Raw genomic sequence first — 25779 nt, 5'->3', positions numbered from 1 at the left:
TGACCTGGGTCAAGGCCGGCAGACAGCCGGCCGGGCATAACAGGCCAACCCCGGTGATGGGTTGCAGGAGACGTAAATGCTTGACGAGACCGAAGTCGAGAGGCTCGAGGTAGAGGCGGTCAACTCCGCCAAGACCCGCCAGCCGCTGTACAGCGCGCGCAAGAAGGTCTTTCCCAAGCGCGCCTCCGGTCGATTCCGCCAGTTCAAATGGCTGATCATGCTGATCACGCTGGGCATCTACTACCTGACGCCGTGGATCCGCTGGGACCGTGGCCCCTATGCACCCGACCAGGCGGTGCTGCTCGACATCGCCAACCGCCGCTTCTACTTCTTCGCCATCGAGATCTGGCCGCAGGAATTCTTCTACGTCGCCGGCCTCTTGGTGATGGCCGGCATCGGCCTGTTCCTCGTCACCTCGACAGTCGGCCGTGCCTGGTGCGGCTACACCTGCCCGCAGACCGTGTGGGTCGACCTGTTCCTGGTGGTCGAACGCGGCATCGAGGGCGACCGCAACGCCCGCATCAAGCTCGACGGCGCCCCCTGGTCGTTCGACAAGCTTTGGAAGCGCGTTGCCAAGCACGCAACCTGGCTCGTAATCGCCGTCGCCACCGGCGGCGCGTGGATTTTCTATTTCGCCGACGCCCCGACGCTGCTGGGCGACTTCGTGACCGGCCAGGCCGCCCCCGTCGCCTACATGACCGTCGCCATCCTCACCGCCACGACCTACATCTTTGGCGGCCTGATGCGCGAGCAGGTCTGCACCTACATGTGCCCGTGGCCGCGTATCCAGGCAGCCATGCTCGACGAGAACTCGCTGACCGTCACCTATAACGACTGGCGTGGCGAACCGCGTTCGCGCCACGCCAAGAAGGCGGTGGCCGAAGGGCTTAGCGTCGGCGATTGCGTCGACTGCAACGCTTGCGTGGCGGTCTGCCCGATGGGCATCGACATCCGCGACGGCCAGCAGCTCGAATGCATCACCTGCGCGCTCTGCATCGACGCCTGCGACAGCGTCATGGACAAGATCGGCAAGGAACGCGGCCTGATTTCTTACGCCACGCTGGCCGACTACCAGTCGAACATGGCGATCGCCACCGATCCGGTCACCGCCAGGATCGATCCCAAGCGCGTCCGCAACCCCGAAGGCAAGCTCAATGCCGCCATCGCCCACTTCCGCCTTGGCCGCATCTTCCGCCTGCGCACCCTGGTCTATGCCGGCGCCTGGAGCATGATCGGCGTCGCGCTGCTCGTTGCCCTGCTCAGCCGCGACCGGCTCGAAGTAAACGTGCTGCAGGACCGCAACCCGCAATTCGTGCGCCTCGCCGACGGCTCGATCCGCAACGGCTACACCGTCAAGCTGCTCAACATGGTGCCCGAGCCGCGCACCATCGTGCTCAGCATGGAGGGGCTGCCGGAGGCGATGATGAGCGTCGTCGGCATGGACCAGCCCGAGAGCCGCTCGGTCACCGTCGAAGCCGAGCCGGACAGGCTCAAGACCATCAAGGTCTATGTCCGCCTGCCGCGTGAAAACCTCGCCGAGGGACAAAGCTTCACGTTCGTCGTCGAGGACAAGGCAAGCGCCGAGTCGGATACCTATGTCGCCAAGTTCAACGTTCCGGAGGCAGCCAGATGACCCCTCGCTCCGGTCAGCCCAGACAGTTCACCGGCTGGCACATGCTGACGATCATGGTCGCCTTCTTCGGCGTCATCATCTCGGTCAACCTGCTCATGGCGACCTTCGCCAACACCAGCTGGACCGGCCTTGTCGTGCAGAACACCTACGTCGCCAGCCAGGAGTTCAACGAGCGCGTGGCTGAATCCCGCGCCCAGGCGGCTCTCGGCTGGAAAACGACGCTGAAGATCGCCGACGGCGAGATCCGCTACAGCCTGGACGATGCGTCCGGAACGCCTGTTCGGGCCGAAAGCGTCGTCGCGGCTTTCCGTCGCCCGGCCTACGAGGCCGAGGACTGGCAGGTGACGCTCACCGGCAAGGACACTGGAAACTTCGCCGCCCTTGCCGCCGTGCGTGACGGCATCTGGATCGTCAACACCAAGGCAAGGATGGCGGACGGCACCTCCTACAGGGAGACACGCCGGATCGTCGTCGCCGACGGAGCGCTGAAATGAACTGCTGTGGTCCCGACGCCGATACCGCCCTCAGCCTGCCCTCGGCTGTCGCCAAGGGCCCCGCCCGTGAAGAGCTGGCGCTGTCCAGCCGTGCCCTGCCAGGCGGCCTGCGCCAGGCCGACCTCTCCGTGCCCGGGGTGCATTGCGGCGCCTGCATGACCAACATCGAGGCCGCGCTTGGCCACCTTGACGGCGTCGACCATGCCCGGGTCAACCTGTCGACAAAGCGGGTCTCGGTGCGCTGGCGCGAGGATGCGGCCACTCCCGACATCGCCGAGGCGCTGGGGCGGCTGGGCTATGAAAGCCACCTGTTCGAGCAAGGCGCCGACGAGAAGGACGAGACGCTTGCCGAACTCATCCGGGGATTGGGCATCGCCGGCTTCGCCGCAGGCAACATCATGCTGCTGTCGGTGTCGGTATGGTCCGGCGCGACCGATGCGACCCGCGACCTGTTCCATTGGATCTCCGCGCTGATCGCCTTGCCGGCCCTTGCCTATGCCGGACGCATCTTCTTCCGTTCCGCCTGGGGTGCCCTGCGCAACGGCCGCACCAACATGGACGTACCGATTTCCATCGGCATCCTGCTTGCCTACAGCATGAGCCTCTACGACACCGCCAACAGCGGCCCGCACGCCTATTTCGATGCCTCGGCCTCGCTGCTGTTCTTCCTGCTGATCGGCCGCACGCTCGACCACGTCATGCGCGAGCGCGCCCGCGTCGCCGTCAAGGGCCTCGCCCGGCTCGCCGCCCGCGGCGCTACCGTGCTCAACACCGACGGCAGCAGCGCCTACCTGCCGGTCAGCGACATCAGGCCCGGCGCGCACATACTGCTGGCGGCGGGCGAACGCGTGCCTGTCGACGCCCGTGTGCTCAAGGGCCGCTCGGAACTGGACTGCGCCATCGTCTCGGGCGAAAGCGCTCCCGTTGTCGTCGAGGCCGGCGCCTCGCTGCGCGCAGGCACCCTCAACCTGACCGGTCCGCTGACCATCGAGGCCACCGCGGCGGCGCAGGATTCGTTCCTCGCCGAAATGATGCGGCTGATGGAGGCCGCTGAGAGCGGCCGCGGTGGCTATCGCCGCATCGCCGACCGGGCCGCCGCACTCTACGCCCCGATCCTGCACCTCACCGCCTTCCTGACCTTTCTCGGCTGGATGGTCGCCGACGGCAACTGGCATCAGGCGATCACCATCGCCATTGCCGTGCTGATCATCACCTGCCCCTGCGCGCTCGGCCTTGCCGTGCCGATCGTCCAGGTCGCAGCCGCGCGGCGCCTGTTCGAGAACGGCATCATGGTCAAGGACGGCTCGGCCATGGAGCGTCTGGCGGAGATCGACACCGTCGTCTTCGACAAGACCGGCACGCTGACGCTCGGCAGGCCGCGGCTGGTCAATGCCAACGAAACCGCGCCCGACGTGCTGGCGCTAGCAGCCGCGATCGGCCTGCATTCGCGCCATCCGATTTCCCGCGCTCTCGCCGAAACCCGCGCTGTAAAGCCGGCAAAGGAATGGGCGTTCGACGCCATCGACGAGATTCCCGGGTTCGGACTTGAGGCCAGGATCGGGACCGACACTTACCGGCTGGGCCGCGCCGCCTGGGCGTTGGATAGGGCGAACACCGCCGCCGGCACGGTGCTGTCGAAGAACGGTGCCCGCCTCGGTGAATTCGTCTTTGAGGACCGGCTGCGCGCCGGCGCTGGCGCAGCCATCGAGGCGCTGCGCGGCAGGGGCATGGCAGTCGAGATCGTCTCCGGCGACCGGCCGGATGCGGTCGCATCCGTCGCCGCGGCGCTTGGCATCGACCAGACCTCTTCGGGCGCGCTACCCAGCGGCAAGGTCGAGCGGCTGGAAACACTCAAGGCAGAAGGACGCAAGGTGCTGATGGTCGGTGACGGGCTCAACGACGCGCCGGCCCTGGCTGCGGCGCACGTATCGATGGCCCCTGCGAGCGCTGCCGACATCGGACGCAGCGCCGCCGATTTCGTCTTCCTGCGCGAAAGCCTCTCGGCCATCCCTCTGACGCTTGCAACATCCAGGGAGGCCAGCCGCCTGATCCGGCAGAATCTGGTGCTGGCGATCGTCTACAATGCCGTCGCCGTGCCGATTGCACTGCTCGGCTACGTCACGCCCTTGGTTGCAGCTTTGGCCATGTCGGGATCTTCGGTTATTGTCATTGCCAACGGATTGCGCCTCGGCACCGGCAAGACGAAGCTGTCGCGGCCCGCGACCGAGCCGGGGCAGCCCTTTCCGATCAAGGAGGCAATGGCATCATGACCGGACTGTTGTTCCTGCTTCCCGTAGCACTTCTCCTCGGCGGGCTTGGCCTTGCGGCGTTTCTCTGGTCGCTCAACAGCGGCCAGTATGACGACATGGATGGCGCAGCCGAACGTATCCTGGTCGACGACGACTAGGTCGCGGACAAAATTGCTGCGGCAGCCCGAGGGCCTGTGCTAACAGGACGGCATGGCGCAGAAGAAAGCTCACGAGGTCGATTCCTGGCTCGCACGCCCCGCTGCCGAAGCGGTGATCGTGCTGATCTACGGGCCTGACCGCGGCCTCGTCTCCGAACGCGCCGCCGCCTTTGCCGCCAAGACCGGCCTGCCACTCGACGATCCGTTTTCGGTGGTGAAGCTCGACGCCGCCGATGTCGAACGCGACAGCGGCCGCCTCGTCGACGAAGCGCGCACCGTGCCGATGTTCGCGCCGCGCCGCCTGATCTGGGTACGCAACGCAGCCGCCCAGAAGAGCCTCGCCGACGACGTCAAGACCCTGGTGGCCGAGCCGCCGCGCGATGCCATTGTCCTGATCGAGGCCCAGGACCTCAAGAAAGGCGCCCCGTTGCGCACCGTGGTCGAGGGGGCCTTTGCCGGGATGGCCCTGCCCTGCTACGGCGACGAAGCCCGTGACATCGAGACCGTCATCGACGACGAGCTGCGCGCCGCCGGCCTGACCATGGCGATCGACGCACGCAACGCGCTGCGCCGCAGCCTCGGTGGCGACCGCCTGGCAACGCGCGGCGAGGTCCAGAAACTGACGCTCTACGCCATGGGACGTGGCGAAATCAGCCTCGACGACGTCAAGGCGATGACCGGCGACGTCTCGGCTCTTTCGCTCGACGACGCCATCGATGCGGCACTCGGCGGCAACATCGCCGAGTTCGACGCGGCTTTTTCCAAGCAGTGCCAGACCGGCAGCCAGGCAGCACAGCTGCTGGCCACGGCAACACGCCACCTGCAGAACATCCATCTGATGCGCGGCGAGATGGAAGCAGGCGGCCGCAACGCAGCCGCTGTGGTCGCCGGCGCGCGGCCACCGGTGTTCTTTGCCCGCCGTCGCGCCGTCGAGCGCGCGCTGGCAGGCTGGAGTTCGGCGGCGCTGAACCGCGCGCTGGTGCGCTTGCAGTCGACGACGTTGCAGACGCGGCGGCGGCCGGATCTGGCCGTAGCGCTGGCCCGGCAAGCGATGCTCGGCATCGCCGTCGAAGGCGCACGCCTCTCCGGTGGCCGGCGCTGAAAAGCAAAACGCCGGCTAAGAAGCTGGCGTTCGCAGAATAAGAATCAATCGAATCAATTACATACGTTCGCTCTTCAGGCGTCGGCAAAGATCATCGAGCTGTTCCAGCGAGCGATAGCTGATGCGCAGCTCGCCGCCCTTTTCCTTGTGCGCGATCGAAATCTTCATGCCGACGACGTCGGTCAGCAGCTTTTCCAGCGCGATGGTGTCCGGGTCCTTCTCGACCGGTCGCGCCGGCTGCTTTTCGACGACGGCGTCAGCCGGCAATTGCGCAAGTGCCTCGGCCTGGCGCACCGACAGGCCTTCTTCGACGATGCGCTTGGCAAGTCCGGCCGGGTCCTGGGCAGTGATCAGCGCACGCGCATGGCCGGCGGACAATTCGCCGTTGATCAGCATGTCGCGAACGACGTCGGGCAGCTTCAGCAGGCGCAGCGTATTGGCGACATGGCTGCGGCTCTTGCCGATGACCTGGCCGAGATCGGCCTGGGTGTAGTTGTGGTCGTCGATCAGCTGCTGGTAGCCGAGCGCTTCTTCGATGGCGTTGAGGTCGCTGCGCTGCACGTTCTCGATGATGGCGAGCTCGAGCGCCGTTCGATCGTTGACGTCGCGGACGATGACCGGAATCTCGTTGACGCCCGCGCGCTGCGCGGCGCGCCAGCGGCGCTCGCCGGCGATGATTTCGTAGCGCCCCGACTGCGCGGCGGGCCGGACGACGACCGGCTGCACCAGCCCGTGCTCGCGGATCGACTGCGCCAGGTCAGCCAGCTCGGCTTCGCCGAAATGACGCCGCGGGTTGCGCGGATTCGGGCTGACGAATTCGATCGGAACCCGTCCGTCGGCCAGGGCTGCGGGCTTTTCCGGCACGACCGGCTTGTCCATTTCGCCGATCAGTGCGGCAAGTCCTCGCCCAAGGCGCTTTCTGGAAAGGTCTTCGTTCATGTCTAATCCAGCTTGTTTCGAGTCCGAATCGATTACGCGGCCCGGAGTTTACGTTCGCGCCTGATGACTTCCGAGGCGAGCTGCAAATAGGCCTGGCTGCCGGAGCATTTGAGGTCGTAGAGGATCGCCGGCTTGCCATAGGACGGCGCTTCCGAAATGCGCACGTTGCGCGGTATCACCGTGTCGTAGACCTTCTCGCCCATATGCGCGCGGACGTCCTCGACCACCTGGTTCGCCAGGTTGTTGCGACCGTCGAACATCGTCAGCACGATACCCTGGATAGTCAGGTCGGGATTGATCGACCGGCGCACCTGATCCACCGTCTCAAGCAACTGGCTCAAGCCCTCGAGGGCAAAGAACTCGCATTGCAGCGGCACCAGCACTGAGTCGGCCGCCGCCATCGAATTCAGTGTCAGGAGATTGAGCGACGGCGGGCAATCGATCAGCACGTAGCTGTAGCCTGCCGCCCGCTCCGACGATGCGCGCAGGGCATTGCGCAGCTTCAGCACACGATCCGGCGCCGAGGCGATTTCCATTTCAATGCCGAGCAGGTCCATCGTCGACGGAATGAGGGAAAGACCGGGAACGGCCGTCTCCATGGCAGCCTGCTCGATCTCCAGCTCACCGGTCAGCACGTCATAGGACGAGACAGCGCGATCCTTGCGATCGATTCCGAGACCCGTGCTGGCATTGCCTTGCGGATCGAGGTCGATGATGAGCACGCGCTCACCGATGGCGGCCAGTGCCGTCGCCAGGTTGATGGCCGTCGTGGTCTTGCCGACGCCGCCCTTCTGATTGGCAACTGTAATGATTCTAGGTGTGATCTTCATGGCTCGACTGCTGTTTTCCGTCGTCACATGGCGCCGCAATCAAATGCGGCGCAGGTTCCGAATCTCGAGGATGACCCCCTGCGTGTCGGTCAGGCTTGGGTGTTCTACCAGATCGAATCCCCACTGGTGAGCGCTATCTTCGATCTCCTGGCGGTAATCCCGGCCTTTGTGGAAAAGGGCCGTGGTGCCGGCTTCGAGCCAGGGCGCCGAGAGTTCGAGCAGCAGGGGCAACGGCGCCAGCGCTCGCGCGCTGAGCACCTCCGGAGCACGAATCACGCTGTGCACGTCCTCGATTCGCTTGGCATGAATCCGCGCCGGCAGGCCCAGTTCACCCACAACCGCCTGCAGGAAACCGGCCTTCTTGCGATTGCTTTCGACCAGGTCGATCGATGCTCCGGCCCGCTCTGCGATCATGGTGGCGATGATCAGGCCCGGAAAACCGCCTCCCGAGCCGATGTCGAGCCAGCGCATCGCGCCGCCGCCGAGCCGCACGACTTGGGCGCTGTCGAGAATGTGGCGCTCCCAAGCGTCCTGGAGCGTCGATGGCGCCACGAGATTGATGCGCTGCGCCCATTTGCGGAACACGGTTTCGAAGGCAACCAGCTTGTCGAATGTTTCACGTGAAACGGGACCTGCGACGTCTTGCAACCTGTCATATGCGTGTTGTTTCAAGCGGCACCCTTGCGCATCTGCACCTCGGCATTCCGGACGTGGGAAAGAATGATCGCCAGCGCGGCCGGAGTCATGCCTTCGATTCGCTGCGCCTCGGCCAGCGAGCGCGGCCGCCTTGTCCGCATCTTCTGGCGCAGCTCGTTCGAAAGCCCGGGAACCGACTCAAAATCAAGAGTTTCGGGGATTACCCTCTCCTCTTCCTTCAGCATCAGCGCCGCGTCGGCCTTCTGCCTGTCGAGGTAGACGGCATATTTGGCTTCTGTTTCAATGGCTTCGGCCGTCTTGGCGTCAACCGACGCCAACTCTGGCAAGATCTTAACAAGATGCATGAAGTTGACATCGGGATACGCCAGAAGCTCATAGAGCGACCGCTTGATGCCATCGAGATTGACCTCGATGCCGTGGCGTCGCGCCTCGTTCGGCGACAACGTATGTGTCTTGGACAGCGCGCGAGCGACGTCGACACGCGCGGCCGTCTCGCCATAACGCCTGGCGCGCTCGGCAGAAGCGATGCCCAAGTCCATCGCCAGAGGCGTCAGTCGCTCGTCGGCATTGTCGGCGCGCAGCGACAAACGAAACTCCGCACGCGACGTGAACATCCGATACGGCTCGCTGATCCCGCGGCTCGTCAGATCGTCGATCATGACGCCGATATAAGCCTGGGACCGGCTGAGAATCAGCTGCTCGCTGCCGCCGGCCAGCCGTGCCGCATTGACACCGGCCAACAGCCCTTGCGCGCCGGCTTCTTCATAACCGGTCGTTCCATTGATCTGGCCGGCGAGGAAAAGCCCTCGAACGCGCCTCGTTTCGAGCGTGGTTTCGAGTTCGCGCGGATCGATGTGGTCATACTCGATCGCATAGCCGGGCTGCAGCATGACCGCACGCTCCAGCCCTGGTATCGATTTCAAGATATCGAGTTGCACGTCCTCGGGAAGCGAGGTCGATATGCCGTTGGGATAGACCGTGTCGTCGTCGAGGCCTTCCGGCTCGAGAAAGATCTGATGTCCCTCGCGATCACCGAACTTGACGATCTTGTCTTCGATCGACGGGCAATAACGCGGCCCCACGCCCTCGATCGAGCCGGAATACATGGCCGACCGGCCGAGATTCTCCCGGACAATCCGGTGCGTCGCCTCCGTCGTGCGCGTGATGCCGCATTCGATCTGCGGATTGCCGATCTTGTCCGTCAACAGCGAAAACGGCACCGGATCTGCATCCGCAGCTTGCGTGTCCAACGACGCCCAGTCGATCGTCCGGCCATCGAGACGCGGCGGCGTGCCGGTCTTCAAGCGCCCAAGCTGCAATCCGGCACGCTTCAGTGTTTCCGAAAGTCCCATCGAGGCCTGCTCGTTCATGCGACCGGCCGGGAACTTGCGTTCACCTATGTGGATAAGGCCGCGCAGGAACGTACCCGTCGTCAGGACCACAGCGGCACAGGCCAGCTCGCGCCCGTCACCCAGGACGACCGCTGTGACGTGGCCATTATCTATAATGAAATCAGAGACTTCAGCTTCAACAACAGACAGATTTGGTTGTGTTGCAATCGCCTCTTGCATCGCCAAGCGATAAAGCTTGCGATCAGCCTGGGTGCGTGGACCGCGGACTGCCGGACCCTTGCGCCTGTTGAGCAGGCGGAACTGGATGCCCGCCGCATCGGCAACCCGGCCCATGAGCCCATCCATGGCGTCGATCTCGCGGACAAGATGGCCCTTGCCCAATCCGCCGATGGCGGGATTGCACGACATGGTGCCAATGGTGTCGCGGCGAATGGTCACGAGTGCGGTGTTGGCGCCGGAGCGCGCGGCCGCTGACGCAGCTTCGCAGCCGGCATGGCCTCCGCCCACCACGACGACGTCGTAGCTTTCACGCATCAGGGTCTCCAGGAAACATTTGCCGAGACAGATGTCCCCATCTCCGCCCTATGTCAAGAGAATCGCTGGAGTGGTGGTTTCACGTGAAACAACCTGACCGCGCGAACGGGAGTCAACGTCGATGTTTCACGTGAATCAGCACTGTCCACCGCTGAAATGTTTCACGTGAATCACTTGCCGATGCAGAATTGCGAGAAAATCACGTCCAGCAGGTCTTCTACGTCGACCGCACCGGACAATTTGCCGATTCGATCACTGGCCAGCCGCAGATTCTCGGCCTTCAGTTCCAGTACCAAATCTTGCGTGGACAACGCCAACTCCAGGTACCCCGACGCTTGTTGCAGCAACTCGACATGCCTCAGGCGCGAGGGCAGAACATCGCCGCGTTGCCCGATGGCCTCGCCAGCCATGGCGCTGATCATATCGAGAAGCCTGTCGAGTCCTTCGCCGGATTTGGTGGAGATAGACGCCGCATACCGACCGTCTTCCGGGGAGGCCGACAAGTCCAGCTTATTCCCTATTCTCAGATTGCGTATGCCCGCAGGTATGTCGAGTACGGCAACAGGCGACGTCATGTCCTCCAGCAATACGATAAGATCGGCACCTTTCGCCCGCTCCCTGGCCCGCTCGATACCTATCGCTTCGACCTTGCCGGTCGGCTCGCGCAGACCGGCAGTGTCGGTGATGCGCACCTTCATGCCATCGAGATCGAGCACCGCCTCGACGAGATCGCGCGTGGTTCCCGGCTCGTCGGTAACGATGGCTGCCTCACGCCGCACCAGCGCATTGAGCAAGCTCGATTTGCCGGCGTTCGGCGCGCCCAGGATGACGACGTCAAACCCGTCTCGGATCATCTCGGCCTTGCCGTAACCGTCGGCATGACGGTTCATCTCTTCGATCAGCAACTTTACGTCGCGCCAGACCTGTGTCGATACCGATCCCGGCACGTCTCCCTCGTCGGCGAAATCCATTTCGGCCTCGATCATCGCCCGCGCATGGATCAGGCGCCGGCGCCAGCCGAGATAAAACTCGCTCTGCGCCCCTCCGGAATTCATCACGGCGAACTGGCGTTGCGCCTCCGTCTCCGCATTGACGAGGTCGGCAAGCGCTTCCGCCTCGAGCAGATCGATCTTGCCATTGAGGAAGGCCCGTTTTGTGAATTCGCCCGCCTCCGCCTGCCGAAATCCCGGCAATCCGGAGATCTCCGCCAGCAACGTCGCCACGACCGCCCGGCCACCATGCACCTGGAATTCACCGCAGTCCTCGCCGGTGAAACTGTTCGGTCCGGGGAAAAACAAGGTCAGGGCCTTGTCGATCACCCTGCCATCTGACGCATGCAGGGCGCCGTAATGGGCCAAGCGCGGTTGCGGCAGGGAACCGCAGATCGTTTCGAGAGCGAATCGAACATGAGGCCCTGAAATGCGAATGATCGCCACGCCAGACGGCAGGTGGCCGCTGGAAAGTGCGGCAATGGAATCGGTGAATAGCATTTGCCGGTCTCTCGGAAGCGCCCTAGGTTGAACCCCATTATCATTTTTCGGACCGATCGCGCATGCTTCCGCAAGACAATTTGCTACGAGACGAAGGCAGCCCCTATCTGCGCCAGCATGGCGACAATCCGGTGCATTGGCGTCCGTGGTCGCCGGCGGCCCTGGCAGAAGCAGTAGCGCTGGACCGGCCGATCCTGTTGTCGGTCGGTTATGCCGCCTGCCACTGGTGCCACGTCATGGCCCATGAAAGCTTCGAAAACGCCGAAGTTGCCGCTGTGATGAACCGCCTCTTCGTCAACATCAAGGTCGATCGCGAGGAGCGGCCCGACATTGACCAGATTTACATGGCAGCGCTCGCCAGCATGGGCGAACAGGGCGGCTGGCCGCTGACGATGTTTCTCACCCCCGACGCCAAGCCGTTCTGGGGTGGAACCTATTTCCCGCGCGAACCGCGTTACGGGCGGCCGGGCGTCATCCAGGTGCTCAACGCCGTCGATGCCGCGTGGCGCGGCAAACGCGCCAGTATCCTGCAGAGTGCCTCCGAGTTGGCCCAGCATGTCAGCAAGCGGCTCGGCGGCAGCAGCGCGCCGGGACAATTGTCGACCGACACCGCCCGCACGCTGGCATCCGGCATCTACGACATGATCGACCGCCAGCTCGGCGGGCTTCGCGGCGCGCCGAAGTTTCCCAATGCGCCGTTTATGCAGGCCCTGTGGCTGTCGTGGTTGCGTTCGGACAACCAGGAGCATCGCGATGCGGTCACGGAAAGCCTGGCGCGCATGCTCGCCGGCGGCATCTACGACCATGTCGGCGGTGGTCTGGCGCGCTATTCGACCGACGCGCAATGGCTGGTGCCGCATTTCGAGAAGATGCTGTACGACAACGCCCAGATGATCCGCCAGGCAAACTGGGCCTACGCTGCCACCGGCGACGAACTGTTTCGGATACGAATCGAAGACACCGTCGCCTGGCTGATGCGCGAAATGCGCTTGCCAGATGGCACTTTCGCTTCCAGCCTCGACGCCGACAGCGAAGGCGAAGAGGGCCTATTCTACACCTGGACAAAGAGCGAGGTGGATACCGTCCTGGGCGACGATTCCGCGTTATTTTTCAAATACTTCACACTCACCAAGCCGGATGCCTGGGAAGGTGACCCCATTATCCACCAGACAGAGGCTCAGGCCATGGAGGGGGCCGGCGCGCGCCAGGCCGTTTTGGGTCTCACTTCTCGTCTGCTCGAGGTACGCGAGAAGCGCGTTCGGCCCGGCCGCGACGACAAGGCGCTGACCGACTGGAACGGGCTGGCGATCGTCGCCCTCGCGGAAGCGGGACGAAGCCTCGGCCGCGAAGACTGGGTGACGGCAGCGACGAAGGCATTCGATGCCATCCTGGCGTCGGCGAACCCGGAGGGACGCCTTCCCCATTCCAGCCTCGGCGACAAGCGGCTCTATCCGGCGCTGTCGAGCGACTATGCGGCGATGATCAACGCTGCGATTTCCCTGTTCGAAGCCACGGGCGACACGCGATACCTCGAGCATGGGGCACGTTTCCTGAACCTGCTCGAAACCTGGCACGCCGATGCCGGCAATACGGGCCACTATCTCACGGCGTCGGACAGTACAGACGTGCCGATGCGCATCCGCGGCGACATCGACGAGGCGATCCCGTCCGCAAGCAGCCAGATCATCGAAGCGGTGGTGCGGCTCGCCAACATCACCGGCGACATCGAGCTGCAGCAACGCGCCTGGACGATTGCCGAACATGCCGCCGGCCGCATACAGAACCAGCAATACGGCCAAGCCGGCATCGTCAACGCCACCGTGTTGGCGCTTGAGCCCTCAAAGCTGATCGTCGTCGACGACCCATCGGCGCCTAGGCTTGTTTCGGTGGCGAATCGGAACCCCGATCCCCGCCGCGTCGACATCTTCCTCGACGTTGGCGACGACACGACCAACGCCAGATTACCCGGCGACATCCTGCCGGACACAAAAAAGGCCGGCGCATATCTCTGCACCGGCCTCATCTGTCTGCCCATCATCGACGATCCCGAAAAGCTCGAAGAAGCCCTTCGCCGCCGCTGAACACCTCAGGTGTTCATCGAATCGAAGAAATCGGCGTTGGTCTTGGTCTGCTTGAGCTTGTCGATCAGGAACTCGATCGCATCGGTCGTGCCCATCGGCGCGAGAATACGACGCAGCACGAAGATCTTCTGCAGGTCCTGGCGCTGGACGAGCAGGTCTTCCTTGCGGGTACCGGACTTGAGGATGTCCATCGCCGGGTAGATACGCTTGTCGGCAACCTTGCGGTCGAGCACGATCTCCGAGTTGCCGGTGCCCTTGAACTCTTCGAAAATGACTTCGTCCATGCGGCTTCCGGTATCGATCAGCGCGGTAGCGATGATCGTCAGGGAGCCGCCCTCTTCGATATTACGGGCGGCACCGAAGAAGCGCTTCGGGCGCTGCAGCGCGTTTGCGTCGACACCGCCGGTCAGCACCTTGCCGGATGACGGCACGACGGTGTTGTAGGCACGGCCGAGCCGGGTGATCGAATCGAGCAGGATGACGACGTCGCGGCCGTGTTCGACCAGACGCTTGGCCTTCTCGATGACCATTTCAGCAACCTGGACGTGGCGAACGGCCGGTTCGTCGAAGGTCGACGACACGACCTCGCCCTTCACCGAGCGCTGCATATCGGTCACTTCTTCCGGACGCTCGTCGATCAGGAGCACGATCAGGTAGCATTCGGGGTGGTTGGTGGTGATCGAGTGCGCGATGTTCTGCAGCAGCACGGTCTTGCCGGTGCGCGGCTGTGCCACGATGAGCGCGCGCTGGCCCTTGCCGAGTGGCGCCACCAGGTCGATGACGCGGGGCGAAATGTCCTTGGTCGTCGGGTTTTCGACTTCCATCTTGAGACGCGACGTCGGGTACAGCGGCGTCAGATTGTCGAAGTGGATCTTGTGACGGATCTTTTCGGGATCGTCGAAATTGATCGTGTTGACCTTCAGCAGGGCGAAATAGCGCTCGCCTTCCTTGGGGCTGCGGATCGGGCCCTCGACGGTATCGCCGGTCTTCAGCGAAAACCTACGGATCTGCGAAGGTGAAATGTAGATGTCGTCCGGACCCGGCAGATAATTGGCGTTGGCCGAGCGCAGGAAGCCGAAGCCATCCTGCAGCACTTCGACGACGCCGTCACCGATGATCTCGATGTCCTGGCCGGCCAGCTTCTTGAGGATCGCAAACATCAGCTCCTGCTTGCGCATGACGCTGGCGTTTTCGACCTCGAGCGATTCGGCGTAAGCGATCAGCTCCGGCGGCTTCTTGTTCTTGAATTCGGCGAGTTTGGTTTCCTGCATGGACGGACTCTGAGCGTGGAGAGGATTGGCTATCGGCATTTTGCGATAAGCGCCGAGCGCGGCCAGGGAATGAATATGGGGCGGCGCATGGCGGGAAGGAAGAACAGCCTTTTAGCTCTCCCGAAACGAAAGAGCAAGGCGCACTCAAGCAAATTTAAGGTCTTCAGAAGGGCTTTACAACCACCAGGATGACGATGACGACCATCAGCACCGTCGGGATCTCGTTGACGATGCGCCAATGGCGCGACGGCTTTTCGTTGCGGTCCTCGGCAAATCGCCGGACAGACGCCGAAAGATAGCCGTGGACACCTGATAGCAGCAGCACGGCCGTCAGCTTGGCGTGCAGCCAGCCACCGCTGAAATCAAATCCCTTCCAGGCCAGCCACAGGCCGAACACCCAGGTGACGATCATCGCCGGATTGATGATGGCGCGCAGCAACCGGCGCTCCATCACCTTGAACGTTTCGGACTGCACCGAGCCCTTCTCGGCCTCGGCGTGATAGACGAACAGCCGCGGCAGATAGAGCATGCCGGCCATCCAGGAGATCACGGCAATGACGTGGATGGCCTTCGCCCAGAGGTAGAACCCGTCTGGCGCGGCCAGGAACAGCAGCGCCGTCAGCGCGGCCAGGACCACGATCGAGATCACGGCGCGCTTGGCCGCTGTCGCACCGCTCGATGCCTGTTGTGCATTGCTGCTCATTGCTGGGTTGCCTTTCGCACCTGGCGGACCATGGCCTCGACATGCGCTACCGGCGTTTCCGGGGTGATGCCGTGGCCGAGATTAAAGATCAGCGGACCATTTCCAAGCGTCTTCAGGATGGCATCCACGCCGTCTTCGAGGGCCTTGCCGCCGACGACGAGCCTGAGCGGGTCGAGATTGCCCTGTACGGCTCCATTGGCCTGCAAGCGCTGTGCCTGGGACAGCGGCACCGTCCAGTCGAGGCCGAGGCCGGTAACGCCTGTGCGCTGCCTGTAGCTGTCGAGCTGGGTGCCCGCTCCCTTGGGAAACCCGATGATCGGAACCTCGGGATGGACGGCACGAACCTTGCGCACGATTTCGGCGACCGGCTTGACGCAACAGGCCTCAAACGTCGCCTCGTCGAGCACGCCCGACCAGGAATCGAAAATCTGCACGACATCGGCACCCGCCTCGATCTGGCGGATGAGATAAGCAGCCGAATTGTCGGCGAGAATCGACAGCAGCTTCGCCATGGCTTCCGGCTCGCGATAGGCGAACAGCCGCGCCGGTGCCTGGTCCGGCGTGCCATGCCCAGCGATCATATAGGTGGCAACCGTCCAGGGCGCTCCGCAGAAGCCGATCAGCGTCGTCTTCTCGGGCAATTCGCGGCGCAGGCGACGCACGGTTTCATAGACCGGTTCGAGATTCACGTGAAACTTTTCGCCGTCCAGCGCAGCAACTTCGCCCGCCGTGATCGGCGTCATCAGCGGCCCCCGCCCCTCTTCGAAGCGAAGATCGCGGCCGAGCGCATGTGGAACCACCAGGATGTCGGAGAACAGGATCGAAGCGTCGAAGTCGAAACGCCGGATCGGCTGCAGCGTCACCTCGACGGCGAAGTCGGGATTGTAGCAGAGGTCGAGAAAGCTCCCGGCCTTCTTTCTGGCTTCGCGATACTCAGGGAGATAGCGGCCGGCCTGTCGCATCATCCAGAGCGGCGGAACCGCCTGGCTCTGACCTTTCAGCACTTCGAGAACTGTGCGCTTGACGGGCATCAGGTCTGCCTTTCCTTGAGCCTTCTATAAACAAAAATTTATATCGAAGGATTCTTCTAATTCTTAGAGTCTGTTGGAATCGAGAATTCCGACCTGTCCATAGGCGGCCCGAGATATCCACTTGTCATAGTGACGCGCGGCCGTTTTCGCCAGCGTGGAAAACTCCGGGCAGCAAGCGGATTCGTCGATTTGAATCAGGAATCTAGCCAACCCGATGGAACGGATTGATTCTGTGGATGGCCGGGGACCGAAAAACTATCCCCGCAATACTCCCCGCCACGAAAGCGAAACAGACAGCGAGGCGAATTGTGGACAAGTCGGCATCTGATACAGTCGCGCCGGCCGCTTCGAGCCGAACCGCCCGTTTATCCACATTTGACCACAGACCCAGGCGACCACTGTGAACAAACCGCAAAGCTTCTTCCATCTGCACCTGATCTCAGACGCCACCGGCGAGACGCTTCTGGCGGCGGGGCGCGCGGCTTCGGCGCAATACAAGGACGCGCGCGCGATCGAGCACATCTACCCGCTGATCCGCACAGAGAAGCAGCTGATGAAGGTCTTCGACGACATCGACGAGGAGCCGGGCATCGTGCTCTACACCGTCGTCGACCAGCACCTTGCCGGCATCATCGACAGCCGTTGCGCGGCTATGGGCCTGCCATGTGTCTCCGTCCTCGAACCGGTGCTGTCGGTGTTCCAGTCCTATCTCGGTGCGCCGGCCGGCCGACGTGTCGGCGCCCAGCACGTGCTCGACGCTGAATATTTCCGCCGCATCGACGCGCTCAACTTCACCATGGAACATGACGACGGCCAGCTGCCGACGGACATGGAACAGGCCGACGTGGTGCTGATCGGCATTTCGAGGACATCGAAGACGCCGACCAGCATCTATCTCGCCAACCGCGGCATCAAGACTGCCAACATCCCGATCGTGCTCGGCGTCCCGGTGCCCGACAGCCTGGTCAAGGCCGAAAAACCCCTGGTCGTCGGGCTGATCGCCACCGCCGAGCGCATTTCGCATGTGCGCCAGAACCGCATTCTCGGCACGACCATGGCCTTCGACGCCCAGGAATACATAGACCGCGCCTCGATCACTGAGGAACTGGCCTATGCCCGTAAGATCTGCACCAGGCACAATTGGCCGATGATCGACGTCAGCCGCCGCTCGATCGAGGAAACGGCAGCCGCAATCGTTGCCCTGCGCAACAAGAGCCGCTAGGACCCGGGCACCCATCATCTCCGCGAGCGCGGTTCGATTTCAGGCAAAGTACAGTGACCGAAAAACTCATCCTTGCTTCCGGAAGCCCGTTTCGCAAAGCCATGCTGGAACAAGCCGGCGTGGCTGTCGATGCCATTCCGGCCGATCTCGACGAGCGTGCCCTCGAGGCGCCGCTGGCCGAAAGCGGCGCGACACCCGAGGAAGTGGCCCTGGTGCTCGCCGAAGCCAAGGCGGTCGCCGTCAGCGAGGAGCATCCCGGTCGGCTGGTGCTTGGCTGCGACCAGACTTTGTCGCTGGGTGACGAGGTGTTCCACAAGCCGGCCGACATGGAAGGCGCGCGCCGCCACCTGCTCAGGCTTTCCGGCCGGACGCATCAGCTCAACAGTGCCGTGGTTCTGGTGCGCGACGGCGAAACGATCTGGCGTCATGTAGCGATCGCGTCGCTGACCATGCGCCAGCTCGACCCGGCCTTCATCGGCCGCCACCTCGCCCGCGTCGACAAGAAGGCGTTGTCGAGCGTCGGCGCCTACCAGATCGAAGGTGAAGGCATCCAGCTGTTCGACAAGGTCGAAGGCGACCATTTCACCATCGTCGGCCTTCCGCTCTTGCCTGTTCTCCAGCAACTGCGCGAGCTCGGGGCCATCGATGGCTGAGCTGAAGGCATTCGTCTGCGGCCACCCGATCGTGCATTCGCGCTCGCCGCTGATCCATGGCCATTGGCTGAAGAGCTACGGCATCGACGGCAGCTACACGGCAATCGACGTGGCTCCGGCCGATTTCGCCGCCTTTCTGGGTGGGCTTGCCGCCGCTGGCCTGCAGGGCGGCAATGTGACGATCCCGCACAAGGAGGCCGCCTTCGCCGCCGTCCAGCGCCGCGACGAGGCCGCCGAACAGATAGGCGCCGTCAACACGCTGTGGTTCGAGGATGGCGTGCTGTGGGGCGGCAATACCGACGCCTATGGTTTTGCCGCCAATCTCGATCACCTTGCCCCGCGCTGGGCCGAGGGAGATGTCGCCGTCGTTCTGGGCGCCGGCGGTGCGTCGCGGGCGATCATCCATGCGCTCAAGCAGCGCGGCTTCAAGGATATCCGCATCGTCAACCGCACGGTTGCCCGCGCCGAACAGCTTGCCGGCCAGTTCGGCACCGGTGTGACTGCGCATCCACCGGCGGCAACGCCGGAACTGCTCGGCGATGCATCCTTGCTGGTCAACACCACGGCGCTTGGCATGCATGGCAATGAGGGCCTGCCTGCCGATCCCGCAACCCTGCCCGGCCATGCGATTGTCACCGACATCGTCTACGTCCCCCTCGAAACGCCGCTGCTCGCCGCTGCAAGGGCCCGTGGCCTCAAGACGGTCGATGGCCTCGGAATGCTGCTGCACCAGGCCGTGCCTGGCTTCGAACGCTGGTTCGGCCGCCGCCCGGAGGTCACCGCGGACCTTCGAAACCTGATCGTTGCCGACATGGACCGGAAGAAATGATCGTCCTCGGTCTGACAGGGTCGATCGGCATGGGCAAGTCGACGACAGCCAGGATGTTCGCCGAAGCCGGTGTCCCGGTCCATGATTCCGACGAGGCGGTGCATCGGCTTTATGCCGGCGACGCAGCCCCCCTGATCGAGGCGGCCTTTCCCGGAACGGTCAAGGACGGCATCGTCGATCGTACCGAGCTCGCCCGTCATGTCCTGGGCGACGGCGCGGCATTGAAGAAGCTCGAGGCCATCATACATCCCCTCGTCCGCGCCGATGCGAATGCGTTCCTGGAGCGCAGCCGTGCCGCAGCTGCGCCGATTGCCCTGCTCGACATTCCCCTGCTGTTTGAAACCAATGGCCGTGGCCGGGTCGACAGGGTTGTGGTGGTCACCGCATCGCCGCAGGTCCAGCGCGAACGCGTGCTGGCTCGCCCCGGCATGACCGAGCAGAAATTCGAGGCGATCCTCGCCAAGCAGGTCCCCGACGCCGAAAAGCGCAAGCTTGCCGACTACATCGTCGACACCGGCCACGGTCTCGACGCCGCGCGACAGGCCGTGCGTGCCATCATCGCCGATTTGACGGTGGGAAAGCCCTAACCCCAGAATCGCCGCACTTGTCCGCCGGCTGCCTGTGCGGGCATGCTCGCGCCAAGGAGAATCACCACGTGCGCGAGATCATTTTCGATACGGAAACGACCGGCCTCGACAACCGCGAGGACCGCGTGATCGAGATCGGCGGAATCGAGATGATCAACCGCTTTCCGACCGGCCGGACCTTCCACAAATACATCAACCCCCAGGGGCGGCAGGTCCATCCCGATGCCCAGGCGGTGCACGGCATCTCCAACGCCGACCTCGAGGGCAAGCCGACCTTTTCCGAGATCCTCGACGAATTCGTCGAATTCATCGATGGCGCCAAGCTCGTCGCGCACAATGGCACCTTCGACCTGGGTTTCATCAATGCCGAGTTCGCGCGGCTCGACCAGGCGGCGATCGAAGCCGAGCGCCTGATCGATACGCTGGCGCTTGCCCGACGCAAGCATCCGATGGGCCCGAATTCGCTCGATGCGCTGTGCCGGCGCTACGGCATCGACAACAGCCGCCGCACCAAGCACGGCGCGTTGCTCGATTCCGAGCTCCTGGCCGAGGTCTATATCGAGCTGATCGGCGGCAAGCAGTCCGCGCTGGTGCTGGACAGCTTTTCGTCATCCGGCGCCAATGGCGGGTCGACACGGCAGATCGAGATCGTCATCGCCACCCGGCCCGAGCCGCTGCCGTCCCGGCTGAGCGAGGCAGAACTTGCCGCGCACGAGAAGCTGGTCGGAACCCTCGGCGAAAAGGCGATCTGGGCCACGCTGCTTTCTCCCGCCGAGCCGAACTGAGCGCCGGATGCAAAAAAGCCCGGCGCTGAGGCCGGGCTTTCGAGAGTTGCGCGGGCAGCTGGTTAGCTGACCTTGACCTGCGAAGCGGCCTTTTCCTCGGCGATCTTCTGCTGGAACATCTGCGCGAAGTCGATCGGATCGAGCATCAGCGGCGGGAAGCCGCCGTTGCGGGTCGCTTCGGCGATGATCTGGCGGGCGAAGGGGAACAGCAGGCGCGGGCACTCGATGAAGAGCAGCGGCAGCATGTGTTCCTGCGGGAACCCGTCGATGCGGAAGACGCCGCCATAGACCAGCTCGACGTTGAACAGGACGTCCTTGTCGAAGGCGGCCTTGGCGCTCAGCGTCAGGTTGACGTCGAACTGCTTGTCCGTCATCGGGTTGGCGTTGACGTTGACGTTGATGTTGATGCCGGGAGCCTTGTCGCGGCCGCGCAGCGAATTCGGTGCGCCGGGGCTCTCGAAGGACAGGTCCTTCACATACTGCGCCAGCACGTTGAGCGTGGGCTGCTGTGCGTTACCGTTGCCGTTGGCGCCTTCCGGCGCTTCATTCGTGGCCATAAGCCCATGTCCTCTTGGCTCGGCCGCGGCGCGGCCCGTATTGAAATCGCGCGTTGGCTACCACGCTCGGCATGCCAAGACAAGGTTTTGCCGGCGTTGCAGGCTTCAGGCCTACTCGTCGCGGATCGAACGCCAGGGCGAATTCGGGTCTGGCTGGCGCGAAAAGTCGTCCGCGTCGAGGTCGATGGTCTTGCCGCCGGCCGGGCCGCCGCGACGGGCAAAGCCGCTGAACCCGGTGGTGAAGCGCACCCGCTTGCCGAGGAAGCGCCAGGCCAGGGCGCGGACCGGCGGCAGGAACAGTAGGATGCCGACGATGTCGGTGAGGAAGCCGGGGATCAGCAGCAGGATGCCGGCCAGCACGATCATCGCGCCGTTGGCCAGTTCCTTGGAAGGATCGCGGCCTGCGTCCATCTCGGTACGGATCCTGGTCATCACGCCAAAACCCTGCACCCGCAGCAGGATCGAGCCGACGATACCGCTGAGCAGGATCAGGCCGATGGTCGCCAGCACGCCGATCTCGCTGCCGACAACCACGAAGCCGGCAATTTCGAGCAAGGGCAAGGCAAGGATCAGGAGAGGCAGCATGAAGGGCGTCGATCCGGTCCGGTTTGAGTTGACGTGACATCGATATGCGGTCACAGGCATACCGCATACATCTTTAGATAGGGCGCTGCGCCTTTGATTTGAATGATCGGCGCATGCGTTCTATATGCAAAGGCTAAGGGGCGCCCCAAAAGCGCCGGCAATTGGCAGATAGTCAGGCTTCGGCCGTGAACAAGGGACGGATCGGCGGGAAGATATGGAATTCTTCGATTTCGGCACGATTTTCTTTCTGATCGCAGCGGTGGTGATCTTCTTCCAGCTGCGCAACGTGCTCGGCCGCCGCACTGGCAACGAACGCCCGCCTTTCGATCCCTACACCGCGGCCCGCAGCAAGCCGCAGGACGCCAACGGCAAGTCCGAGAACGTCGTGTCGCTGCCGCGCAAGCGTGCGGCGGGCGAAGCCGCCGAGGACGCCTATGTCGCCATCGACGCCTTTGCCAAGCCGGGCACCGACCTCAACAAGGGACTACGCGCCATCAAGGATGCCGATGCGTCCTTCGAACCCAAGGGTTTTGTCGAAGGCGCCAAGATGGCCTACGAGATGATCGTCATGGCTTATGCCGACGGCGACCGCAAGACGCTCAAGAACCTGCTTTCGCGCGAGGTATTCGATGGCTTCGTCGCGGCAATCGCCGAGCGCGAGGGCCGTTCGGAGAAGATCCAGTCGTCCTTCGTCGGCATCGACAAGGCCGACATCGTTTCGGCCGAGATGAAGGGCGGCGAGGCCCATGTCACGCTGCGCATCGTCTCGGAGCTGATCTCGGCGACGCGCGACAAGGCTGGCGACGTCATCGACGGCGATCCGGAGACGGTGGCCGAGGTCAAGGATGTCTGGACCTTCGCCCGCGACACCCGCTCGCGCGACCCGAACTGGAAGCTCGTCGCCACCGAGGAAGAAGACTGATCGTGCGCGGCGGGCGAAGCCCGTGTCGCTCTCGCCTGCGCTTCGCCAGGTCACGTTCGCAGACCTCCCCGGCTGGCTGGAAGATGACCAGCTGGCCGCTTTCGAAGCCTTCCGGCGCTCCGCCTTTCATGTCCTGACCAAACCCTATCGCAGCGGCGCCCTCGGCGTCGCTTTCGATGCTTTCGGCCCATCCTATGCCGAGGCCCGCGAACAACCGGCAACGACCGGCGCTGCGGCCCGCGAATTCTTCGAACGCCATTTCCAGCCGGCCTTTGTCGTGCCGGATGGCCGCGACCATGGTCTGGTCACGGGTTTCTACGAGCCGGAAGTCGAGGCATCGCCCGTCCGCACCGACATTTTCCGGGTGCCGTTGCTGTCGCGCCCGGCCGATCTCGTCGATGTCGACGACGACAACCGCCCGGCCCGCATGGACCCTTACCTCGCCTTCGCCCGGCAGACGCCAGACGGGCTCGTCGAATATTGCGACCGGCCGGCGATCGAACAGGGCGCCTTGTCGGGCAAGGATCTGGAGATCGCCTGGCTGGCCGACCCGGTCGATGCGTTTTTCGTCCATGTGCAGGGCGCTGCGCGGCTGTTGATGACCGACGGGTCGCTGCGGCGCGTCACCTATGCCGCAAAATCCGGCCAGCGCTTCACGGGTCCGGGCGGAATTCTCGCAAAAATCGGCGAAATCCCGCTCGAAAAGGTGACGATGCAGTCGATCCGGGCGTGGTTCAAGGCCAACCCCCATCGCGTCGACGAGATCCTGTGGCAGAACCGGTCCTACATCTTCTTCAGGCATGCGGAGGTCGATGACCCCGCCCTCGGGCCGATCGCCGCGGCAAAGGTGCCGCTGACACCGGGCCGGTCGGTTGCCGTCGACCGCCTGCTGCACACGTTCGGCACGCCGTTCTTCATCGCCGCGCCGTCGCTGACCGCATTTGGCGGCACTCCTTTCGCCCGGCTGATGATCGCCCAGGACACCGGTTCGGCCATCACCGGCCAGGCGCGCGGCGATCTGTTCGCCGGATCGGGTATTGCAGCCGGAGAGATTGCCGGCGTCGTCCGCAACGATGCCGATTTCTTCGCGCTTGTGCCGAAGTCCCTGTGTGCGGGGTTCGATTCATGAGCACCCGTCGCGAACGCAAGCTGAGCGACGAAGAGCGCGTGCTGTGGAACGTCATCGCCCGCACCACCTCGCCGCTCAAGGGCAAGAGGGCGGTCGAGGTTCCCGAAGTTGCCAAGGTCGAGGCACCGAAGACCGAGGCCATGCCGGCGAAAATCACCGCCGAGCAGCTTGCGCCGGCGCCCGCCAAGCCACCAAAGCGGCAGTATGTCGCCCATTCGCTCGATGTTCCGACACGCGACAAGCTCTCCAAGGGTCGCCTGCCGATCGAGGGCCGGGTCGATCTTCATGGCATGACGCAGGACGAGGCCTATTCGCTATTGTATGCCTTCCTGAGCCGGGCGCATGCAGGCGGCCTGCGCTACGTACTGGTCATCACCGGCAAGGGCAATTCGAAGGGTGGTGACGGCGTTCTGAAGCGCATGGTTCCGGCCTGGCTCGACACTGCGCCCTTCCGCATGCTGATTTCGAGCCAGGACCATGCCGAGCGCCATCATGGCGGCTCCGGTGCGCTCTACATCAGGATCAGGCGGAGGCCTGGCGCATGACCCCGCTCGGCGAACGCATCCGCGAACTTCGGCGCGAGCGCGGCGTCAGCCAGAAGGACATGGCCGCCACCATCGGCGTCAGCGCCGCCTACCTCTCGGCCCTGGAGCACGGCCATCGCGGCGTGCCGACCTGGGCGATGATCCAGAAGATCATCGGCTACTTCAACGTCATCTGGGACGATGCCGAGGAACTGCAGAAACTGGCGGAGGGCTCGCATCCGCGCGTCGTCGTCGACACGGCGGGGCTTTCGCCTGCCGCCACCGAGCTCGCCAATCTGCTGGCCCAGGCCATTGGCGAATTGAACGAGACCGAACTGGCCGCCCTCAACGTTCACGTCCGCAACGCGATTGCGCGGAAGAAGCGTGGCTAAAACAGCGCCTTGAGCTCGTCGAGGCGGTCGTTGACCAGCCAGCCGTAGTAATTTTCCTCGGGCACCTTGGGTTCTTCGCCGGCGCCCTGGCGCCGGTCGTTCTCGGCCTTGAGCGCATAGGCCCGCGCCTCGGGACTACCGACATTGTAGAGCGTGGCGGTCAGCCCCGGATTGCCCGAAATATCGAAGCCGGCGATGCTTTTGTAGGCGTCGATCGAGGTCTTCAGCGTCGCGGCGACGTATGGCAGCGTCAGGTCGGGGTCCATGATGGTCTTGTAGACGGCATTCGGGTCGCTCTCGTCGAGCTTGGGCAGGCGCGACACCTTGTTCACCATGTCGCTCATCTGCAGTGCGGTCAGCGGGTTGAGCTGGCCGATGCCGAAGGTCTGGCCGGCATAGAAGGGCTGGAAGAAGGTGGCGCTGAACCGGTCGTTGGGAAAGCTGGTGCCGCCGACGCTCTTGCCGCGGAAGTCCTGGTTCCACACGCGCTCGCGGCATTCCCACAGGTCGTAGCTGCCCGATTTGCCGGCGCATTCGGCGAACTCGGGCCGCTTGATGAAATCGGAGATGTCCTCGCCCTCATAGGCGAAGCGCAGCTTGCTGGAGAGGTAGGACACCGCCTTGACGTAATAGGTCTGCAGCCGGTCGTAGGCGTCGACATTGTAGGTGTGCTCGCCGACGATGGCCCCGACGATGTGCATCGGGTCGATGCCGTAAGCGCGCGCCACCGACTTGATCTTGCCGCGCAATTCGTCGTCGTTCTGCAGCAGCGCGTAGACCTTGCGGTACTTGGCGTCGAACGTGGTCTTGCCCGCTCTCGTGCGCTTGGACGAGGCGCCGGGCACGTCGGGCTGTTCGGCATGCACGTTGCCGGCGGCAACCACCGTCGTGGCAGCCGATGCCTGCGGCGTGCTGAAGGCTGCCGCGAGGAGAAATGCAGTGAGAAATGCACGTTTCATATGCTGATGTATGCCCAAGCTTTGTCAGGGCAAATTAGAAAATGCCCCACGCTTAGTCGAGGGCGTTGTCGCCCGATGCTGCGAAACCTGGCGGGATGGTTCCATTCGGCC

At 63.7% G+C, this 25779-nt stretch carries 26 protein-coding genes; 15 read left to right on the top strand and 11 right to left on the bottom strand.

The annotated features are described in order from the left end of the window. Nucleotides 1–76: 76 nt before the first annotated feature. The 5 genes from ccoG to holA are packed head-to-tail and all read left to right on the top strand — an operon-like array spanning nt 77 to nt 5636. Nucleotides 77–1633: a cytochrome c oxidase accessory protein CcoG gene (ccoG, locus tag GGR00_RS16075; protein ID WP_184699980.1), complete on the top strand. Its 1557-nt coding sequence runs from the start codon at nt 77–79 to the stop codon at nt 1631–1633. Further along, on the top strand, nt 1630–2127 hold the full coding sequence (locus tag GGR00_RS16070; protein WP_184699979.1) for a FixH family protein: 498 nt from the start codon (nt 1630–1632) through the stop codon (nt 2125–2127). The genes ccoG and GGR00_RS16070 overlap by 4 nt, the downstream gene beginning before the upstream one ends. Further along, the gene (locus GGR00_RS16065; RefSeq protein ID WP_184699978.1) at nt 2124–4397 is read left to right on the top strand and encodes a cation-translocating P-type ATPase; all 2274 of its coding nucleotides are present in this window, start codon (nt 2124–2126) and stop codon (nt 4395–4397) included. The genes GGR00_RS16070 and GGR00_RS16065 overlap by 4 nt, the downstream gene beginning before the upstream one ends. Continuing rightward, the gene (ccoS, locus tag GGR00_RS16060; RefSeq protein WP_055981778.1) at nt 4394–4534 is read left to right on the top strand and encodes a cbb3-type cytochrome oxidase assembly protein CcoS; all 141 of its coding nucleotides are present in this window, start codon (nt 4394–4396) and stop codon (nt 4532–4534) included. Before GGR00_RS16065 ends, ccoS begins: the two co-directional genes overlap by 4 nt. 52 nt (nt 4535–4586) lie before the next feature. Further along, on the top strand, nt 4587–5636 hold the full coding sequence (gene holA, locus GGR00_RS16055) for a DNA polymerase III subunit delta (RefSeq protein WP_055981781.1): 1050 nt from the start codon (nt 4587–4589) through the stop codon (nt 5634–5636). Nucleotides 5637–5693: 57 nt separating this feature from the next. Here holA and GGR00_RS16050 read toward each other — a convergent pair whose 3' ends face one another. The 5 genes from GGR00_RS16050 to mnmE all read right to left on the bottom strand — a co-directional run bounded on the left by GGR00_RS16050 (nt 5694) and on the right by mnmE (nt 11438). Next, nucleotides 5694–6575 (bottom strand): ParB/RepB/Spo0J family partition protein, encoded by an 882-nt coding sequence (locus GGR00_RS16050; protein ID WP_055981784.1) that lies wholly within the window; start codon nt 6573–6575, stop codon nt 5694–5696. Nucleotides 6576–6607: 32 nt separating this feature from the next. Next, on the bottom strand, nt 6608–7405 hold the full coding sequence (locus tag GGR00_RS16045; RefSeq protein ID WP_055981786.1) for a ParA family protein: 798 nt from the start codon (nt 7403–7405) through the stop codon (nt 6608–6610). A 39-nt stretch (nt 7406–7444) separates the two neighbouring features. Further along, nucleotides 7445–8077, bottom strand: a complete 633-nt coding sequence (rsmG, locus tag GGR00_RS16040) for a 16S rRNA (guanine(527)-N(7))-methyltransferase RsmG (RefSeq protein ID WP_055981789.1) — start codon at nt 8075–8077, stop codon at nt 7445–7447. Further along, entirely contained in the window at nt 8074–9948 is a 1875-nt protein-coding gene (gene mnmG, locus GGR00_RS16035; RefSeq protein WP_184699977.1) for a tRNA uridine-5-carboxymethylaminomethyl(34) synthesis enzyme MnmG, read from the bottom strand. Before mnmG ends, rsmG begins: the two co-directional genes overlap by 4 nt. Before the next feature lie 170 nt (nt 9949–10118). Next, entirely contained in the window at nt 10119–11438 is a 1320-nt protein-coding gene (mnmE, locus tag GGR00_RS16030; protein WP_184699976.1) for a tRNA uridine-5-carboxymethylaminomethyl(34) synthesis GTPase MnmE, read from the bottom strand. A gap of 62 nt (nt 11439–11500) precedes the next feature. On the opposite strand from mnmE, the gene GGR00_RS16025 reads away from it, so the two are divergent. Then, complete coding sequence (locus GGR00_RS16025) at nt 11501–13519, top strand: thioredoxin domain-containing protein (RefSeq protein WP_184699975.1); 2019 nt, start codon at nt 11501–11503, stop codon at nt 13517–13519. A 5-nt stretch (nt 13520–13524) separates the two neighbouring features. Here the strand turns inward: GGR00_RS16025 and rho are convergent, their stop codons facing one another. The 3 genes from rho to hemE form a co-directional block, all read right to left on the bottom strand. Next, nucleotides 13525–14790, bottom strand: coding sequence for a transcription termination factor Rho (rho, locus tag GGR00_RS16020; protein WP_055981803.1), 1266 nt, complete (start codon nt 14788–14790; stop codon nt 13525–13527). A gap of 163 nt (nt 14791–14953) precedes the next feature. Beyond that, nucleotides 14954–15493, bottom strand: coding sequence for a protoporphyrinogen oxidase HemJ (gene hemJ / locus GGR00_RS16015; RefSeq protein ID WP_184699974.1), 540 nt, complete (start codon nt 15491–15493; stop codon nt 14954–14956). Further along, on the bottom strand, nt 15490–16524 hold the full coding sequence (hemE, locus tag GGR00_RS16010; RefSeq protein WP_184699973.1) for a uroporphyrinogen decarboxylase: 1035 nt from the start codon (nt 16522–16524) through the stop codon (nt 15490–15492). The genes hemJ and hemE overlap by 4 nt, the downstream gene beginning before the upstream one ends. 400 nt (nt 16525–16924) lie before the next feature. On the opposite strand from hemE, the gene GGR00_RS16005 reads away from it, so the two are divergent. From GGR00_RS16005 to dnaQ, 5 genes are all read left to right on the top strand, one after another. Further along, a complete protein-coding gene (locus GGR00_RS16005) occupies nt 16925–17746 on the top strand; it encodes a pyruvate, water dikinase regulatory protein (protein ID WP_055981813.1) in 822 nt (273 codons plus the stop codon). 53 nt (nt 17747–17799) lie between these two features. Next, on the top strand, nt 17800–18399 hold the full coding sequence (locus GGR00_RS16000; RefSeq protein WP_184699972.1) for a Maf-like protein: 600 nt from the start codon (nt 17800–17802) through the stop codon (nt 18397–18399). Beyond that, entirely contained in the window at nt 18392–19228 is an 837-nt protein-coding gene (locus GGR00_RS15995; RefSeq protein ID WP_184699971.1) for a shikimate dehydrogenase, read from the top strand. The genes GGR00_RS16000 and GGR00_RS15995 overlap by 8 nt, the downstream gene beginning before the upstream one ends. Beyond that, entirely contained in the window at nt 19225–19815 is a 591-nt protein-coding gene (gene coaE, locus GGR00_RS15990; RefSeq protein ID WP_184699970.1) for a dephospho-CoA kinase, read from the top strand. The genes GGR00_RS15995 and coaE overlap by 4 nt, the downstream gene beginning before the upstream one ends. 68 nt (nt 19816–19883) lie before the next feature. After that, nucleotides 19884–20600, top strand: coding sequence for a DNA polymerase III subunit epsilon (gene dnaQ, locus GGR00_RS15985; protein WP_184699969.1), 717 nt, complete (start codon nt 19884–19886; stop codon nt 20598–20600). 62 nt (nt 20601–20662) lie between these two features. Here the strand turns inward: dnaQ and secB are convergent, their stop codons facing one another. Beyond that, nucleotides 20663–21157: a protein-export chaperone SecB gene (gene secB / locus GGR00_RS15980; RefSeq protein ID WP_055981830.1), complete on the bottom strand. Its 495-nt coding sequence runs from the start codon at nt 21155–21157 to the stop codon at nt 20663–20665. Nucleotides 21158–21268: 111 nt separating this feature from the next. Further along, a complete protein-coding gene (locus GGR00_RS15975) occupies nt 21269–21742 on the bottom strand; it encodes an FxsA family protein (RefSeq protein ID WP_055981833.1) in 474 nt (157 codons plus the stop codon). 214 nt (nt 21743–21956) lie between these two features. Between GGR00_RS15975 and GGR00_RS15970 the strand changes: the two genes are divergently transcribed. From GGR00_RS15970 to GGR00_RS15955, 4 genes are read left to right on the top strand one after another with little or no spacing between them, the layout of a single operon-like run. Beyond that, the gene (locus GGR00_RS15970; RefSeq protein ID WP_055981835.1) at nt 21957–22664 is read left to right on the top strand and encodes a Tim44/TimA family putative adaptor protein; all 708 of its coding nucleotides are present in this window, start codon (nt 21957–21959) and stop codon (nt 22662–22664) included. A gap of 22 nt (nt 22665–22686) precedes the next feature. Beyond that, entirely contained in the window at nt 22687–23793 is a 1107-nt protein-coding gene (gene mltA, locus GGR00_RS15965) for an MltA domain-containing protein (protein WP_184699968.1), read from the top strand. Next, a complete protein-coding gene (locus GGR00_RS15960) occupies nt 23790–24338 on the top strand; it encodes a Smr/MutS family protein (RefSeq protein ID WP_055981842.1) in 549 nt (182 codons plus the stop codon). The genes mltA and GGR00_RS15960 overlap by 4 nt, the downstream gene beginning before the upstream one ends. After that, complete coding sequence (locus GGR00_RS15955) at nt 24335–24709, top strand: helix-turn-helix domain-containing protein (protein ID WP_055981845.1); 375 nt, start codon at nt 24335–24337, stop codon at nt 24707–24709. Before GGR00_RS15960 ends, GGR00_RS15955 begins: the two co-directional genes overlap by 4 nt. On the opposite strand, the gene GGR00_RS15950 is transcribed toward GGR00_RS15955, so the two are convergent. Then, the gene (locus tag GGR00_RS15950) at nt 24706–25668 is read right to left on the bottom strand and encodes a DUF1402 family protein (RefSeq protein WP_055981849.1); all 963 of its coding nucleotides are present in this window, start codon (nt 25666–25668) and stop codon (nt 24706–24708) included. The two genes, GGR00_RS15955 and GGR00_RS15950, sit on opposite strands and share 4 nt — an antisense overlap. Nucleotides 25669–25779 lie beyond the last annotated feature (111 nt).

The sequence above is a fragment of the Aminobacter aganoensis genome, assembly GCF_014206975.1.
In the GTDB taxonomy this organism is placed as follows: Bacteria; Pseudomonadota; Alphaproteobacteria; order Rhizobiales; family Rhizobiaceae; genus Aminobacter; species Aminobacter aganoensis.
This window is presented reverse-complemented; position numbering and strand designations above follow the sequence as displayed.

What these genes read in the sequence shown, in the direction of transcription:
- ccoG (WP_184699980.1), top strand. Translation starts at nt 77, where the DNA reads ATGCTTGACGAGACCGAAGTCGAGAGGCTCGAGGTAGAGGCGGTCAAC.
- GGR00_RS16070 (WP_184699979.1), top strand. Translation starts at nt 1,630, where the DNA reads ATGACCCCTCGCTCCGGTCAGCCCAGACAGTTCACCGGCTGGCACATG.
- GGR00_RS16065 (WP_184699978.1), top strand. Translation starts at nt 2,124, where the DNA reads ATGAACTGCTGTGGTCCCGACGCCGATACCGCCCTCAGCCTGCCCTCG.
- ccoS (WP_055981778.1), top strand. Translation starts at nt 4,394, where the DNA reads ATGACCGGACTGTTGTTCCTGCTTCCCGTAGCACTTCTCCTCGGCGGG.
- holA (WP_055981781.1), top strand. Translation starts at nt 4,587, where the DNA reads ATGGCGCAGAAGAAAGCTCACGAGGTCGATTCCTGGCTCGCACGCCCC.
- GGR00_RS16050 (WP_055981784.1), bottom strand. Translation starts at nt 6,575, where the DNA reads ATGAACGAAGACCTTTCCAGAAAGCGCCTTGGGCGAGGACTTGCCGCA.
- GGR00_RS16045 (WP_055981786.1), bottom strand. Translation starts at nt 7,405, where the DNA reads ATGAAGATCACACCTAGAATCATTACAGTTGCCAATCAGAAGGGCGGC.
- mnmG (WP_184699977.1), bottom strand. Translation starts at nt 9,948, where the DNA reads ATGCGTGAAAGCTACGACGTCGTCGTGGTGGGCGGAGGCCATGCCGGC.
- mnmE (WP_184699976.1), bottom strand. Translation starts at nt 11,438, where the DNA reads ATGCTATTCACCGATTCCATTGCCGCACTTTCCAGCGGCCACCTGCCG.
- GGR00_RS16025 (WP_184699975.1), top strand. Translation starts at nt 11,501, where the DNA reads ATGCTTCCGCAAGACAATTTGCTACGAGACGAAGGCAGCCCCTATCTG.
- rho (WP_055981803.1), bottom strand. Translation starts at nt 14,790, where the DNA reads ATGCAGGAAACCAAACTCGCCGAATTCAAGAACAAGAAGCCGCCGGAG.
- hemJ (WP_184699974.1), bottom strand. Translation starts at nt 15,493, where the DNA reads ATGAGCAGCAATGCACAACAGGCATCGAGCGGTGCGACAGCGGCCAAG.
- hemE (WP_184699973.1), bottom strand. Translation starts at nt 16,524, where the DNA reads ATGCCCGTCAAGCGCACAGTTCTCGAAGTGCTGAAAGGTCAGAGCCAG.
- GGR00_RS15995 (WP_184699971.1), top strand. Translation starts at nt 18,392, where the DNA reads ATGGCTGAGCTGAAGGCATTCGTCTGCGGCCACCCGATCGTGCATTCG.
- coaE (WP_184699970.1), top strand. Translation starts at nt 19,225, where the DNA reads ATGATCGTCCTCGGTCTGACAGGGTCGATCGGCATGGGCAAGTCGACG.
- secB (WP_055981830.1), bottom strand. Translation starts at nt 21,157, where the DNA reads ATGGCCACGAATGAAGCGCCGGAAGGCGCCAACGGCAACGGTAACGCA.
- GGR00_RS15975 (WP_055981833.1), bottom strand. Translation starts at nt 21,742, where the DNA reads ATGCTGCCTCTCCTGATCCTTGCCTTGCCCTTGCTCGAAATTGCCGGC.
- GGR00_RS15970 (WP_055981835.1), top strand. Translation starts at nt 21,957, where the DNA reads ATGGAATTCTTCGATTTCGGCACGATTTTCTTTCTGATCGCAGCGGTG.
- GGR00_RS15960 (WP_055981842.1), top strand. Translation starts at nt 23,790, where the DNA reads ATGAGCACCCGTCGCGAACGCAAGCTGAGCGACGAAGAGCGCGTGCTG.
- GGR00_RS15955 (WP_055981845.1), top strand. Translation starts at nt 24,335, where the DNA reads ATGACCCCGCTCGGCGAACGCATCCGCGAACTTCGGCGCGAGCGCGGC.
- GGR00_RS15950 (WP_055981849.1), bottom strand. Translation starts at nt 25,668, where the DNA reads ATGAAACGTGCATTTCTCACTGCATTTCTCCTCGCGGCAGCCTTCAGC.